The organism is Alcaligenes sp. LTN-3, from assembly GCF_059735605.1.
Genome location: NZ_JCAPDN010000002.1, coordinates 894,659 through 909,954, shown reverse-complemented (window position 1 = coordinate 909,954; position 15,296 = coordinate 894,659). Strand labels below are relative to the sequence as shown.

Annotated in this window: 13 protein-coding genes; 4 read left to right on the top strand and 9 right to left on the bottom strand. The window is 56.0% G+C overall.

Going from position 1 to position 15,296, the window contains the following annotated elements:
- Window positions 1–296 precede the first annotated feature (296 nt).
- Window positions 297–2,591 (top strand): NADP-dependent malic enzyme, encoded by a 2,295-nt coding sequence (locus tag AC6I6N_RS12465; protein ID WP_108727919.1) that lies wholly within the window; start codon window positions 297–299, stop codon window positions 2,589–2,591.
- 95 nt (window positions 2,592–2,686) lie between these two features.
- On the opposite strand, the gene AC6I6N_RS12460 is transcribed toward AC6I6N_RS12465, so the two are convergent.
- Window positions 2,687–4,450 (bottom strand): L-lactate permease, encoded by a 1,764-nt coding sequence (locus AC6I6N_RS12460; protein ID WP_094195951.1) that lies wholly within the window; start codon window positions 4,448–4,450, stop codon window positions 2,687–2,689.
- A 220-nt stretch (window positions 4,451–4,670) separates the two neighbouring features.
- On the opposite strand from AC6I6N_RS12460, the gene lldR reads away from it, so the two are divergent.
- A complete protein-coding gene (lldR, locus tag AC6I6N_RS12455; protein ID WP_094195950.1) occupies window positions 4,671–5,450 on the top strand; it encodes a transcriptional regulator LldR in 780 nt (259 codons plus the stop codon).
- Between the two features lie 178 nt (window positions 5,451–5,628).
- Here lldR and gltA read toward each other — a convergent pair whose 3' ends face one another.
- The 7 genes from gltA to AC6I6N_RS12420 form a co-directional block, all read right to left on the bottom strand.
- Window positions 5,629–6,933 (bottom strand): citrate synthase, encoded by a 1,305-nt coding sequence (gene gltA / locus AC6I6N_RS12450; RefSeq protein WP_094195949.1) that lies wholly within the window; start codon window positions 6,931–6,933, stop codon window positions 5,629–5,631.
- An 18-nt stretch (window positions 6,934–6,951) separates the two neighbouring features.
- Complete coding sequence (locus tag AC6I6N_RS12445) at window positions 6,952–7,212, bottom strand: FAD assembly factor SdhE (RefSeq protein WP_003802528.1); 261 nt, start codon at window positions 7,210–7,212, stop codon at window positions 6,952–6,954.
- An 18-nt stretch (window positions 7,213–7,230) separates the two neighbouring features.
- A complete protein-coding gene (locus tag AC6I6N_RS12440; RefSeq protein WP_094195948.1) occupies window positions 7,231–7,947 on the bottom strand; it encodes a succinate dehydrogenase iron-sulfur subunit in 717 nt (238 codons plus the stop codon).
- Window positions 7,948–7,960: 13 nt separating this feature from the next.
- Window positions 7,961–9,739, bottom strand: coding sequence for a succinate dehydrogenase flavoprotein subunit (gene sdhA, locus AC6I6N_RS12435; RefSeq protein ID WP_094195947.1), 1,779 nt, complete (start codon window positions 9,737–9,739; stop codon window positions 7,961–7,963).
- A gap of 3 nt (window positions 9,740–9,742) precedes the next feature.
- Entirely contained in the window at window positions 9,743–10,126 is a 384-nt protein-coding gene (gene sdhD / locus AC6I6N_RS12430) for a succinate dehydrogenase, hydrophobic membrane anchor protein (RefSeq protein ID WP_094195946.1), read from the bottom strand.
- The gene (gene sdhC, locus AC6I6N_RS12425) at window positions 10,126–10,539 is read right to left on the bottom strand and encodes a succinate dehydrogenase, cytochrome b556 subunit (protein WP_094195945.1); all 414 of its coding nucleotides are present in this window, start codon (window positions 10,537–10,539) and stop codon (window positions 10,126–10,128) included. The genes sdhD and sdhC overlap by 1 nt, the downstream gene beginning before the upstream one ends.
- A 102-nt stretch (window positions 10,540–10,641) precedes the next feature.
- Window positions 10,642–11,412: a GntR family transcriptional regulator gene (locus tag AC6I6N_RS12420; RefSeq protein WP_094198283.1), complete on the bottom strand. Its 771-nt coding sequence runs from the start codon at window positions 11,410–11,412 to the stop codon at window positions 10,642–10,644.
- 289 nt (window positions 11,413–11,701) lie between these two features.
- Here AC6I6N_RS12420 and AC6I6N_RS12415 point away from each other — a divergent pair, with 289 nt between their 5' ends.
- Complete coding sequence (locus AC6I6N_RS12415) at window positions 11,702–12,691, top strand: malate dehydrogenase (RefSeq protein ID WP_022983546.1); 990 nt, start codon at window positions 11,702–11,704, stop codon at window positions 12,689–12,691.
- Between the two features lie 200 nt (window positions 12,692–12,891).
- Here AC6I6N_RS12415 and AC6I6N_RS12410 read toward each other — a convergent pair whose 3' ends face one another.
- On the bottom strand, window positions 12,892–13,707 hold the full coding sequence (locus AC6I6N_RS12410; RefSeq protein WP_094198282.1) for a helix-turn-helix transcriptional regulator: 816 nt from the start codon (window positions 13,705–13,707) through the stop codon (window positions 12,892–12,894).
- A 100-nt stretch (window positions 13,708–13,807) separates the two neighbouring features.
- On the opposite strand from AC6I6N_RS12410, the gene AC6I6N_RS12405 reads away from it, so the two are divergent.
- Window positions 13,808–15,268, top strand: coding sequence for an MFS transporter (locus tag AC6I6N_RS12405; RefSeq protein ID WP_497943546.1), 1,461 nt, complete (start codon window positions 13,808–13,810; stop codon window positions 15,266–15,268).
- Window positions 15,269–15,296: the final 28 nt, after the last annotated feature.

Below are 15,296 nucleotides of genomic sequence, written 5' to 3'. Positions count from 1 at the left end.
TCTATCACAGGGGCGAATTCTTACAAAAGAAGCGCCTCAAATCATGATTGACTCCTCTGGCCCGCCCCACATGAAGGAAAAATTCCGATATGCTAAACGGGTGCAGCAAGTACGCGCTTCGCGGGCCCCTTTTCCACCAAACTGAGCCCTGCCTGCCCTTGGTCACCTTGAGGCAGGCAGCCAGCGTTGCCATCACATATGCTGTCTATAACAAATCAGCACCTACCTGGTGACTGTATTTCTTATAAATTAGATTCACTTTTACACTAGAAAATCCTATCAGGAGCTTTACCAACATGGATGCCAACGCCGATCTGGCCAAACTTGCGCTGGACTATCACGCGTATCCCACGCCCGGGAAAATCTCGGTGGTCCCCACCAAGACCCTAGCCAATCAAGATGACCTCTCGCTAGCCTACTCCCCCGGCGTCGCATCTGCTTGCATGGCCATCCACGCCGAAGGCGAAGAAGCCGCCGCCAAGTACACCTCGCGCGCCAACCTGGTTGCCGTGGTCACCAACGGTACCGCCGTGCTGGGTCTGGGCAATATCGGCCCGCTGGCCGCCAAGCCCGTCATGGAAGGCAAAGGCTGCCTGTTCAAGAAATTCGCTGGCATCGATGTGTTCGATATCGAACTGAATGAAACCGATCCGGACAAGCTGGTCGACATCATTGCTGCGCTGGAGCCCACCCTCGGTGGTGTGAACCTGGAAGATATCAAGGCCCCCGAGTGCTTCTATATTGAGAAGAAGCTGCGCGAGCGCATGAGCATTCCCGTGTTCCACGACGACCAGCACGGTACAGCCATCATCTCGTCCTCCGCTGTCCTGAACGGCCTGAAGGTCGTCAACAAGAGCATCGCCGACATCAAGCTGGTTTGCTCGGGTGCGGGCGCTGCTGCCATTGCCTGCCTGGACCTGCTGGTGGCCCTGGGCGTGAAACAAAGCAACATTTTCGTGGCTGACTCGCGCGGCATCATCTGGAAAGGTCGCGACGAAAACATGGAGCCCAACAAGGCTCGTTACGCTCAAGAAACCGATGCCCGCACACTGGCCGATGCCATGGTGGATGCTGACGTGTTCCTGGGTTGCTCGGCTCCTGGCGTTCTGAGCGCCGATATGGTCAAGACCATGGCCGACAAGCCGCTGATTCTGGCCCTGGCCAACCCCGAGCCTGAAATTCGCCCTGAAGTGGCCAAGGCTGCCCGCCCTGACTGCATCATCGCGACCGGCCGTTCGGACTACCCGAACCAGGTCAACAACGTGCTGTGCTTTCCCTTCATCTTCCGTGGTGCCCTGGACGTTGGTGCCAGCGTGATCAACGAGGAAATGAAGCTGGCTTGCGTGAAAGCCATTGCCGAGCTGGCCCAGGTCGAGCAAAGCGACGATATGGCAACCGCTTATGGCGGCGAAGATCTGCGTTTTGGTCCTGAGTACATCATCCCCAAACCGTTTGATTCCCGTCTGATCGTTCAGATCGCTCCGGCCGTGGCCCAAGCGGCGATGGACTCCGGCGTTGCCGCCCGTCCTATCGAAGACATGGATGCCTACCGTCAGAAACTGATCGCCATGACCTACCACACCGGCCCGCTGATGCGTCCGTTGTACATGCAGGCCAAGGCCGCGCCCAAGCGCATCATTTACGCTGACGGCGAAGACGAGCGCGTATTGCGTGCCGTGCAAACCGTGGTGGACGAAAAGCTGGCTCAGCCAATTTTGGTTGGCCGCCCCAGCGTGATCGACATGCGCGTCAAGAAAGCAGGCCTGCGCCTGGAAGCGGGCAAGAACGTGCAAATCGTGGACCCGGAAGACGACGATCGCTTCACCGAAACCTGGACCGCCTACTACAAGCTCAAAGCACGTGAAGGCGTCACTCCAGACATCGCCAAGGCCATGATTCGCAAGCACAACTCGCTGATCGGCGTGATGCTGCTGCAACGCGGTGACGCCGACGGCATGATCTGCGGCGTGGCCAGCAACTACGACAGCCAACTGAACTATGTCGAACAAGTCATTGGTCTGAAAAAAGAAGCCCAAACCTTCGCAGCCATGAACGTGCTGATGCTGCCTACACAAACCCTGTTTGTGTGCGACACCCACGTGAACGAGAACCCTACCGCCGAGCAAATCGCCGACATGACGATCCAGGCTGCCGAGGAAGTTCGCCGTTTTGGCGTGGTGCCTCGCGTTGCGCTTTTGTCGCACTCGAACTTTGGCAGCCGCCAGACCGAGTCCTCGCGCAAGATGGCCAAGGCTCGTCAGATCCTGGCTGAACGCGCTCCCGACCTGGAAGTGGACGGTGAAATGCACGCTGACTCCGCCTTGTCCGAGAAGATCCGCCTGAAAGCCTTCCCCGACAGCACGCTGCGCGGTTCGGCCAACCTGCTGATCACGCCTAACCTGGACGCCGGCAACATCACCTACAACATGCTGAAGATGACCGGTAGCAACGGTGTGGCCATGGGCCCCATCCTGCTGGGTGCAGCTCGCCCCATCCACATCCTGACCACCAGCGCTACGGTGCGTCGCATCATCAACATGACAGCCCTGGCTGTTGTGGATGCCCAGCAAGAAGCCCAGCAAAACAGCTAATCCTGTCTAGCTATAAAAAAACCGGATGTCGCTTTATGCGACATCCGGTTTTTTATTCCTCATTCAAGCCCTGTTATGTACGACAGGCGCTCGCGTTACGCCATCGCCGGAGCCATTTGACGGCCCCGAGACAAGCTCAAACCACCGATGGTCACGGCCAGGAAAACAGCGGCAGCCAGCCACCAGCCTACGGCACCTGTAATCAAAGCCTGCCCAATCAAGCCGGCCTGAATAACGTAATAAACCATGGGAATCAGGGTCTTGCGCACAATTTCCCCTTCTCGTCCCAACATGCCAACCACGGCGCCCGCCGCCACGACGTTATGCACACAAATCATATTGCCAGCCGCGCCGCCGACTGCTTGCAGAGCCACAACGATGGCGGACTGATCCACACTCAAACCAATTTGCTGGGCTGTCGAGAACTGGAAGTACGAGAACATCATATTACTGACTGTATTGGAGCCAGCGATAAAGGCCCCCAAGCCACCTACCCAGGGTGAAATCGTTGGCCACGCTTGACCGGCAGCAGCAGCCGCACCTTGGGCCAGGACCAAGGGCATGCTGGCAATCGAGCCATCGGCAGCAGCCGAATTGATGAACACTTGCACCATAGGCACAGCCAGCAACAAGGCAGGCGCAGCACTGCCCATGGTGCGCAGCGATTGCGTGACCCCTTGCATATACTGCTGTCCATTCATGCGAAAGATGGCGATACATGCCAGGGACACCAGAATCAAGATCGCACCTGGTGAAAACAACAGTTGTACCGACGTTGTAATATTCGTACCAAACAACGCTTCAATCTTGATCGTCGCAGACGGACCGGTCAGCCAGGCTTTCACAGCAGGGACAGTCCGGGTAAAAATCAGCAGCAACACAACCAGCACATAGGGCGAGAAGGCTCGCAGCACAGAAAACGTCTGCTTGCTTTCAACATTGTCCATGGCAACCGTACCCAGCCAATGGGAAGGCCACTGACTGCGATCGGGGAAGTCAAAGGTCTTGGATGGCGCAAACCAGCCCTTGCGTGCTGCCGTCACGACAATCACCAGCCCTACCATCGCGCCCAGCATGGACGGAAACTCTGGCCCCAAAACCACTGCGATCAAGTAATAAGGAACAGTGAAGGCCACGCCGGCAAACAAGGCAAATTTCCAGGCGCCCAAGCCTTCCGCGAAGGACCGACGCTCACCAAAGAAACGCGTCAACAAGCCGCACAGCAACAAAGGAATCACAAAGCCGGTCAAGGCATGAATCAGTGCCACGTTCTCGACAATCTGCTGCAAATACTCCATCGGCTGCATAGGAGCGATGGCCGCGGCTACATCAAGCTTGTTATCGACCCCCGAGCGCACACCGACCAGCATGGGTGTGCCAACCGCGCCAAACGAAACCGGTGTGGACTGAATGACCAGAACCGACATCACGGCCGCCATCGCGGGAAATCCCAAAGCCAGCAGCAAAGGGGCACCGACAGCAGACGGTGTTCCAAAACCCGATGAGCCCTCAATCAGGGATCCAAATAACCACGCCACAATAATGACCTGCACACGACGGTCAGGTGAAATATCCATAAAGCCCTGGCGAATGGCTGCTAGCGCGCCGCCCACCTTGAGGGTGTTCAGCAGCAGGATGGCTCCAAAGACAATGAACAGCAAGGTCAGAGCGATCATCACCCCGTTGAGCGTGGCTGCAGCAACAACCTCGGCCTGGCTGCCCCACGCGAACAAAGCCAGCAAGGCTGTCACAATATAGGCCGTACCCATAGACAGTTTCGCTGAGCGCCCCAGCACCACCATCAACAAAAACACAACCAACAATGGCGCCAGGGCCATCAGGGTGTATAAAAGATTCATCTCCAGTTCTCCTTCGTATTGATCGCACGTTGTGTGGAAAGCGCCCTAAGACCATGGTGTCAGCCTCGGCTTGGTGCAGCCCCCCTCTTGTTGTCGCTTGGAGAATGATAGAGGTATTACCACTTTTTATTTACCGGCATAAACCCTGATATTTTTAGCCTTTTTCACCCCTATACTGGCACTAAAAACAATAATTGGTCTTACCACTTAGAATTGATTTATGACTACACACGCTAAAACACGTCTCTCAGACCAGATTACGGAAAAAATTATCCAGCTCATCCAGCAAGAGCAACTGCAGCCTGGTGACCGGATTCCCTCCGAGCGCCAGTTAGCCGACCAACTGAATGTGTCCCGCGTACCCATACGGGAAGCGCTACGCACACTCAGTTCACAGGGTGTCTTGTTTACGCGTCGAGGAGGCGGCACCTTCGTGCAGAAAAGCGAATTGATCAATTGGCCCGCCCAAGCCATCGCTCCTTTGGAGCAACTCCTTAGCCAGGACCCCTTATATCGCTACGATGTGCTGGAGGCACGGCGAGCCTTGGAGGCCAGTACGGTTTGGCACGCTGCCATGCGGGCCACACAAGAGGATAAAAAACGGATCAAACAGTGCTTTGACATCATGGTTGAGCACCAACAAAATCAGGATACCGAGCTATCAGCCCGCGCTGATGCACATTTTCACTTGGCTATTGCCCAAGCCTCTCACAACGTGGTGCTTTTGCAGATCATGAATGGCCTGTTCCAACTGGTCTTTTCCACCGTCAAGGAAAACCGCCGTGCCATGTTCGAGTTCGACAATGCACGCGAAGTAGAGATACTGACCCAACAGCATGAAGCCGTAATGAACGCTATTTTGGAAGGCAATGCTGATCTGGCCCGAGACCAGATCAACAGGCATCTGGATCATGTGCAGGCCAAAGTCCGGCAGTCGGAAGAAAATAGTGCCCGCGAGCAGCGGCTCTCCCGTTTCAACCACCAGCTCCTGCAGCCCTGAACCCTGGTCTGTACTGGATTCGTTGTATCAAGAGCATGTCTGAACAGTGGCCTAATAAAGAAAAAAAGGGCGAAAAAAAAGTGCACCACATATTGGTGCACTTGCGTAAAACCAGGGGCTCAGTTAGCACAATGACTACTGATACCTGGATTGATCCAGGCCTCTGAGCCCACCGTGATTAACGCTGATCAGGTACGTCGCGCTGGGTTGGGCCCACGTACAGCTGACGTGGACGACCGATCTTGTAATCTGGATCGGACAACATTTCGTTCCACTGAGCGATCCAGCCTACGGTACGAGCCAGGGCGAAGATAGCGGTGAACAAGGATGTTGGAATACCAATAGCACGCTGAACAATACCCGAGTAGAAGTCTACGTTGGGGTACAGCTTGCGTTCGACGAAGTACGGATCTTCCAGAGCAATACGCTCCAGTTCCATGGCCAGTTTGAACAGAGGATCGTTCTCCAGGCCCAGGGCCTCCAGAACTTCCTTGCAAGTCTCTTGCATCAGCTTGGCGCGTGGGTCGTAGTTCTTGTAGACACGGTGACCAAAGCCCATCAAGCGAACGCCCGAGTTCTTGTCCTTGACCTTCTCCATGAACTCGCCAACCTTGTCGATGCCGCCGTTGGCTTGCAACTCTTCGAGCATGTTCAGGCAAGCTTCGTTTGCACCACCGTGGGCAGGACCCCACAAGCAGGCAACACCCGCAGCAATCGCAGCGAAAGGATTGGTGCCAGACGAACCGCACAGACGCACGGTGGAAGTCGAGGCGTTTTGCTCGTGATCTGCATGCAGGATGAAGATACGATCCAGAGCACGCTCAACCACTTCGTTGACCTTGTAGTCTTCGCAAGGGGTAGCGAACATCATGCGCAAGAAGTTGCCGGTGTAGGACAAATCATTCTTGGGATAGATGAAAGGCTGTCCCAAAGAATACTTGTACGCCATCGCAACCAAAGTAGGCAGCTTGGCGATCAAGCGGATAGCCGACACATGACGGTGATGAGGATTGGTGATGTCTGTGGAGTCATGGTAGAACGCCGACAGGGCACCGACCAGGCCAGTCAGTATTGCCATGGGGTGGGCGTCCGGACGGAAGCCACGCAGGAAATGCTGCATCTGTTCCTGAACCATGGTGTGGTTCGTGACCAGGGAATCAAACTCCTGCTTCTGATCTGCGTTTGGCAAGTCGCCGTTCAGGATCAGGTAGCACACATCCATGAAATCGCACTTTTGTGCCAACTGGTCGATCGGGTAACCACGGTACATCAACTGGCCTTTGTCGCCGTCAATGTAGGTGATACCGGATTCGCAAGCCGCCGTTGCCATAAAGCCGGGGTCATAGGTAAACATACCTGTCTGACCGTAGAGCTTACGGATATCGATCACGTCCGGACCTACGGTGCCCTTGTGTACAGGGAACTCAACCGAAGGGCTACCGTCGGAGAAGGATAGCGTGGCTTTTTTATCTGACAATTCCATCACTTTTTTCCTCAATGGTTATAGCTTTCGCATAATGTCTACTAGTCGCTGAATGTCCGGTGTGGCGTACTGCCCTTCTGGCTCGGAGCGAGCCAGAAGGACATCCAGCAAAACTGTATCGTCCATTTCGAACAAGCGGGTCAGGGCCGAGACGTCCTGATCAGTCAGCTCGTTTTCGTATTGATCCAGAAAACGGGTGATCATCAAGTCGTTTTCAAGCAAGCCCCGGCGCGCACGCCAACGCAGGCGCGCACGCTCCAATTCCGTCAATGTTCTCATCGGTACATACCCACCTTTTTAGATACCGCGACGCACCAGCATTTCTTTGATCTTGCCGATGGCATGCGATGGGTTCAGTCCTTTTGGACAGACGTCCGTGCAATTCATGATCGTGTGGCAGCGGAACAAGCGGTATGGATCTTCCAGATTATCCAGACGCTCACCCGTTGCTTCGTCACGCGAGTCAGCAATGAAACGATAGGCTTGCAACAAACCAGCAGGACCGACGAACTTGTCAGGATTCCACCAGAACGATGGGCAAGAGGTCGAGCAGCAGGCGCACAGAATGCACTCGTACAGACCATCAAGCTCCTCGCGGGCTTCAGGCGTTTGCAAACGCTCTTTCTCTGGAGGAGGCGCATCGTTGATCAGGAACGGCTTGACCGAATGGTACTGATCGAAAAAGTGGGTCATGTCCACGATCAGGTCACGGATAACCGGCAGACCTGGCAGTGGGCGCAAGACCACAGGTTCTTTCAAGTCGCGCATGTTGGTGGTGCAGGCCAGACCGTTCTTGCCATTGATGTTCATGGCATCGGAACCGCACACACCTTCACGGCAGGAACGACGCAGCGCCAGGCTGTCGTCCATGTCGTTTTTAATGCGCAGGATCGCATCGAGCAGCATCTTGTCGGTAGGTTCCAGCTCGACTTCGATTTTCTGCATGTAGGGACGCTCGTCCTTATCAGGATCGTAGCGATAGATTTCAAATTTGACCTTACGTTTTTGGCTCATGTCAGTATCCTGCTTAGAAAGTCCGGGCCTTGGGCGGAATCGTTTCGGCTGTCAGAGGCTTCATCTGGACAGGCTTGTACTCCAGACGGCTGCCTTCCGAGAACCACAAGGTGTGACGCAGCCAGTTTTCGTCGTCACGTTCTGGGTGGTCGTTCAGGGCATGAGCACCGCGACTTTCCGTACGATTGGCGGCCGACTTCGTCGTAGCGCGAGCCACTTCGATCATGTTGGCCACTTCCAGCGCTTCAATACGGGCGGTATTGAACACCTTGGACTTGTCTTTGAAGTAGATATCCTTGACTTCGGGAACCAGGGAATCGATCTGGTCGACCCCCTTGTGCAGCAGATCCAGAGTACGGAACACGCCGCAGTGGGCCTGCATGGCCACACGGATCTTGTTGCCCACGTCCTGCGCCTTTTCGCCCGACGTACGGGACTCCAGACGGTTGACGCGCTCCAGCGAGAACTCGATAGAGGACTCGTTGATTTCCTGGTGGGAGTGATCTTTCTCGGGGTGCGAATCCACAATATGGTTGCCCGCAGCACGACCGAACACGATCAGGTCCAGCAGGGAGTTCGTACCCAGACGGTTGGCACCGTGCACGGAAGTCGCGGCACATTCACCGATAGCGTACAGACCGTTGACGATCTTGCTCTCGCCTGTAGGTGTCTGGGTTACAACCTGACCGTAATAGTTCGTGGGGATACCGCCCATCTGGTAGTGGATGGTTGGAACCACGGGGATCGGGTCTTTGATGGGGTCCACATTACCGAACTTGATCGCGATTTCGCGAATCGAGGGCAGACGTTTCTTGATGACGTCGGCACCCAAGTGATCCAGTTTCAGAACCACGTAGCTGCCATCGCCACAACCGCGGCCTTCCTTGATTTCCTGGTCCATGGAACGGGACACGAAGTCACGTGGGGCCAAGTCTTTCAGGGTGGGAGCGTAACGCTCCATGAAGCGCTCGCCGTCTTTGTTCAGCAAGATACCGCCTTCACCACGCACACCTTCGGTAATCAGCACACCTGCACCGGCAACGCCAGTGGGGTGGAATTGCCAGAATTCCATGTCTTGCAAAGGCAGGCCGGCACGAGCAGCCATACCCAGGCCGTCACCGGTGTTGATGAAGGCGTTGGTGGAAGCCGCCCAGATACGGCCAGCGCCACCGGTCGCCAGCACCACGCGCTTGCCTTCCAGAATGTAGATTTCGCCGGTTTCCATTTCCAGAGCGGTCACGCCCAGAACGTCGCCAGCTTCGTTACGCAGCAGATCCAGCGCCATCCATTCCACGAAGAACTGGGTACGGGCAGCCACGTTACGCTGATACAGGGTGTGCAACATGGCGTGACCGGTACGGTCAGCAGCGGCACAGGCACGTTGAACCGGTTTTTCACCGAAGTTGGCAGTGTGACCACCAAATGGACGCTGGTAAATCGTACCGTCCTGGTTACGGTCAAACGGCATACCGAAGTGCTCGAGCTCGTACACAGCGTGAGGAGCTTCACGGCACATGAATTCGATGGCGTCTTGGTCGCCCAGCCAGTCCGAACCCTTAACGGTGTCGTACATGTGCCAGTACCAGTGGTCCTCGCTCATGTTACCCAAAGAGGCACTGACACCACCTTGAGCCGCCACGGTGTGGGAGCGGGTTGGGAACACCTTGCTGAGCACGGCAACGGACAAGCCGGCCTGAGCCAATTGCAGGGAACAACGCATACCGGCGCCACCGGCACCGACCACCACTACGTCAAACTGACGGCGGGGCAAAGATTTTGTGATGGAAGCCACGGTTTAGAGACTCCAGATAATTTTTGCAAAAAAGACGACACTGGCGACCAGCCACAGCAAGGTCAACACTTGCAGAAACAAGCGCAGGCCAGCGGGCTTGACGTAATCCATCCAGATGTCACGCACACCGATCCAGGCGTGCCAGGACAAGGACAGAAAGAACAAGGTTGCCAGCAACTGACCCAGAGGCAGGGAGCCGACCGTGAACGAGAACAGGCCGCGCCAGGTCTCGAAATTCAGTTCACTGCTAAACAGAATGCCGCCGATGATGACCACGGTGTAGATGGCCATGATGACTGCGGTGACACGCTGCGCCAGAAAGTCCAAGGTACCGTAGTGGGCACCCACTACCAGGCGGTTTACGCCAATGCGCTCACGATTAGCCATTACCACACCCCAAACAGTTTCAAACCAAACACAACGGTCAGCGCCAAGCTAACCCCGAACACCAGACCGGCCGATTTCTTGGCGGACTCTTTGTCGTTACCCAGGTGCAGGTCCAAGGTCAGATAGCGGATACCGGCACAGAAGTGGTGCAGGTAACCCCAGATGAGGACCAGAAGAATCAGCTTACAGACAGGGTTGTCGACGTAGCTGCGCAAGGTCTCGAAAGACTCTGGAGAGCTGACGCTCAAAGAGAACAGTGGCAATAAAACGAGCGGCAGGCAAAGAAACAGCAATGCACCACTGACACGATGCAAAATCGACGATTTTGCAGCCAGGGGCATGCGGTAGCTCAATATCTGCGGCAAGCTGACATTGCGATACTGCGGACGCTGCTTGGGTGCGGTATCAGACATGATGGCCTCGAAGTAGATAAAAAAAAGTCATAAAATTTTTAACCTTGGTATTTTCACCTATTTGACACTACGGTGCAGTATCAAATACCGTATGCCGCCGAACTAGCTAAGCGTGTTTCGGTAATGAAAGCGCTCGGTCAGGTACAAACCCCGGCGCAATTCCATCGGTCGATCACCATAGGTATAGGACACGCGTTCCACGTGCAGGAGCGGCGAGCCGACAGCGACCTGCAGGACCGAGGCGGCCTCTGCGGTCGCACTGACAGCACCAATCTTTTCATCGGCGCGCACCATGCTCACGCCAAACTTGCTCTCGAACCAGGCATACATCGGGCCCCTGTTCTGCTCAACAGCTTCCAGGGTCAGCCCCTTAAAGACAGAGCCGGGAAGCCAGATATCGTCAAAAATAGTCGGGGCCTGATCAAAGGACAGGACACGACGCAGGTTCACCACCATATCGGAGGTGCGCAAATCCAGCAGCACAGCCACATCCGTGGGCGCTTTCATGCGGCGAACATCCAGAATACGGCTTTGGGAAGCAACGGGTTTGCCATCGTCCGGGGCCAGGCGCAAAAAGCGAAAGCGCACGCGGGCCTCGTGATGGGTGGCCACAAAAGTACCCTTGCCCTGGCGACGAATCAGGAGATTGTCAGCCGCCAATTCGTCAATGGCCTTGCGTACCGTCCCTTGGCTGACCTGAAAACGGGCGGCCAGCTCCAGCTCGCTGGGGATGGCCTCGCCGGGCTTCCATTCGCCACGATCCAGCCCCTGCAGCAACAAAGCCTTGATCTGTTGGTACAGAGGGCTATAGGCCGCGCTAGGAGCGGATTTTTCGATTTCCTGGGCGCGTAGCGGCGGCACGTTATCAGACATGGGGCTCATAAAAAATGCGCGATCAATACAGCCTGCAGCGCGCATTTGTTCATAAAATAGACAGTGCACTAATTTTCGCATGACCGGCCCCGAATGTCTAACGCTCTTATGTCTTATATAAGATATAAGACGTTTGACGCCGCTATCGTTTTGGTCTAGTCTGCGCAGTGAAAAAAGAGGCTTTTCCTCTTGCGAAAAACCATTTTCCACGCCAGCCGTCCGGTCTGCAAAAGATTTAAACTGTGTTTTTCGTCACCGTCTTCAAACCCAAAAACGGAGTCTCACTCTCATGTCCAAACCCGCAATGCGCGTCGCCGTTACCGGCGCTGCTGGCCAGATTGGCTACGCCCTGCTGTTTCGCATCGCTTCTGGCGAAATGCTGGGCAAAGACCAGCCTGTAATCTTGCAGTTGCTGGAACTCGCCGACGAGAAAGCCCAAAAGGCCCTGAAGGGCGTCATGATGGAACTGGACGATTGCGCCTTCCCGCTGCTGCAAGGCATGTCCGCCCACAGCGACCCTGAAACCGCATTCAAAGATGCTGATATCGCCCTGCTGGTCGGTGCCCGTCCTCGCGGCCCAGGTATGGAGCGTAAAGACCTGCTGGCCTTCAACGCCCAGATCTTCACCGCCCAAGGCCGTGCCCTGAACAAAGTGGCCAGCCGCGACGTCAAGGTTCTGGTTGTCGGCAACCCTGCCAACACCAACGCCTACATCGCCATGAAGTCCGCTCCTGATCTGCCAGCGAAGAACTTCACCGCCATGCTGCGTCTGGACCACAACCGCGCCCTGTCGCAGTTGGCCACCAAATCCGGCAAGGCTGTTGCTGACATCGAAAACCTGATTGTTTGGGGCAACCACTCGCCCACCATGTACCCTGACACCCGCTTTGCCACGGTGAACGGTGAGAAGATTGACGCCATCATCAACGATCAGGCCTGGAACCGCGAAACCTTCATCCCCACCGTGGGCAAACGCGGCGCTGCCATTATCGAAGCCCGTGGCCTGTCCTCGGCTGCTTCGGCTGCCAACGCGGCCATCGACCACGTGCGTGACTGGGTCCTGGGCTCCAACGGCAAATGGGTCACCATGGGTGTTCCTTCGGACGGCTCCTACGGTATTCCTGAAGGCATCATCTACGGCGTCCCTGTCACCACCGAAAACGGTGAGTACAAGCGTGTTGAAGGTCTAGAAATCGACGCCTTCTCGCGTGAGCGCATGGACCACACCCTGAACGAGCTGCTGGAAGAGCGTGACGGTGTGAAAGACCTGCTGGGCTAATTAAGCCGTCAGTGTCTGCAATCCCCGCCTGATCGGCGGGGATTTTTTTTGCCTGATGCCTGCTGCCCGCTATCTGATGCTCGATGCCAAGTCCTTGGTGCCAAGTGCTTGAAACCCGGCACGTACGGTCAGTGCCCTGCCATCACTATCAGAGCACGACTGAGCACTTACGGCTTGCACTTTACAAGCCCTATACAACACTAGCCTGGACCGCTTCCATCGCCTTTACCGTCCTGCAAAGCGGGTACATACACCACCAGACGCAAATGGCGGCTCTCATCAATGATGAGCGAGGTTTGCTCAAACTCGCGCCGCTCTCCTTGCACCGTCAAGCAAAGCCGTCCACCGCAAGGCGGCTGCACATCATGCTGCTCCCATCCCATTTTGAACTCGGGTGACACACGCTTGAGCTCATCGGCCAGCTCATGAATATCCGTGCCTTCCGTTGCGCGGGCAAAATCGCGGCGAAAACTAGACAACATCGCCAAAGCCTGTGCCTCCCAGGGTACAAAGCGTGCGTGCAAAGCGGGGTTCGTAAACATCTGCCACAGCAGATTGCGCTGCCCCTGCGGATACGCCCCCAAGCCCAGCACCTCATCGGCCAAAGAATTAGAACCCAGGACATCCCAGCGCAGATTCAAAACAAACGCTGGATGAGGCAAATCATGCATCAAGCGTCGCACCAAGGGCGGCAAAACACACCAGGTGACTCCTGGCTCGGCAGGCAGGCGCTCATGCGCCAGCAAAAACAAGTGGCGCCGTTCGGCGGCGTCCAGTTTCAAGACACGAGCCAGATTATCCAAAAAGCGGGCCGACACTCCGATATCACGCCCTTGTTCCAGCCAGGTGTACCAGGTCAGCCCGACCCCTGCCAACGCGGCGACTTCCTCACGACGCAGCCCCGGAGTCCGACGGCGCCCGCCGCTGGGCAAGCCCACCTCCTCGGGCAAAAGCCGTTCACGACAAGCCCGCAAAAAGGCTGACAGGTCCGGGCGCGTTCGTTCCAGCGTTCTCATGACCAGAACCCCATTGCTTTCAGTAATAGCATAAGCAGTTAAATTGTAATGGCTTAAAAAGAGTTCAAGAATACACAGGTTTTTACCTGAAGCACACATCATGAACTCCAAGACTCACTCTCCACACTCCCCCTCCGGCGCCTCCCACACTCCTGCCTGGCTGGGCCTGTCGGTATTACTTCTGGCGGGCTTCGTCACCATTTTTGATCTATTCGTCGTCAATGTCGCTATCCCCAATATTCAGAGCCAACTGGGCGCCAGCTTTAGCCAGATCGGCTTTATCGTGGCGGGCTACGAACTGGCTTTTGGCGTGCTGCTCATTACAGGCGGACGGCTGGGCGATCTATTTGGCCGACGCAGACTCTTTATCATCGGCATGGCGAGTTTTACGCTGGCGTCGGCCCTATGCGGTCTGGCACCCACCGCTTTTTTATTGATCATCGCCAGGGTATTGCAGGGCCTGGCTGCCGCCCTACTCTTTCCCCAGGTCTATGCTTCCATTCGGGTCAACTTTGAGGGAGATCACAGCCGCCGCGCCTTTGGCTTGCTGGGCATGACCCTGGGGCTAGCCGCCATTGCCGGGCAAATACTGGGAGGCTGGCTAATTCATGCCGACCTGTTCGGCCTGGGTTGGCGCAGCATTTTCCTGATCAATATCCCCATAGGGCTGCTGGCCATTGCCTTGGCCCGCTATATCCCTGAAACCCGAGCCCCGCACGGCCAAGGGCTAGATAGTACAGGCGTAGTCCTGATCAGCCTTGCCCTGGGCCTGCTACTGATCCCCCTGATCCAAAGTTCGGAGCACGGCTGGCCTGTCTCCAGCCTAGCCGCTCTGGCCGCAGCCGGCTTGTTATTCGTCATTTTTTACAAGCAACAAGAAAGGCGCCGATGCGCAGGACACCCACCCTTGGTGGATATGCAGCTTCTGGCACAGCCCCGTTTTGCCTTGGGAGCCCTACTGGTCTTGTTGGTGTACTCCACCGCCAGCTCTTTCTTTCTCTGCTTTGCTCTTTTACTGCAAAGTGGGCTGGGCTTAAGTCCGTTCCACGCGGGCAGTATTTTCGCCCCCGCCAGCGTGGGCTTTGTTGCAGCCTCTCTCAGTGCACCACGACTTGTTACACGCTACGGCACCCGTGTGATTACGCTTGGCGCTGCTGGCTACGCCGTCTCGTTTGCCTGGCTGATCGGCCAAGTTGCCTGGGCAGGCGCACAGACAGAACCTGTCCACCTGATTCCGGCCTTAATTTTTTTAGGAGCCTGCCAAGGTTTGATCATGACCCCCTTGTTGAATCTGGTTCTGGGTTTTGTAAACGAGGCCCAGGCAGGCATGGCATCAGGCGTCATTTCCAGCATCCAGCAGGTGGGAGCCGCCCTTGGGGTTGCCGTCGTTGGACTACTCTTTAATGCAGGACAAAACGCTAGCAGCGCTGCCTCATCCCAGGCGGAACAATATGCCTCTGCCTTTGTAATCGGCCTGAGCTACAACCTGCTGGCCTCCGTACTGATCAGTTTTCTATTACTGGCCTTAAGCAGGGCTCATCAAGACGTGCAACAGACCTAAAAAACGGCCTTCTGTGTCCCCCCTCTGG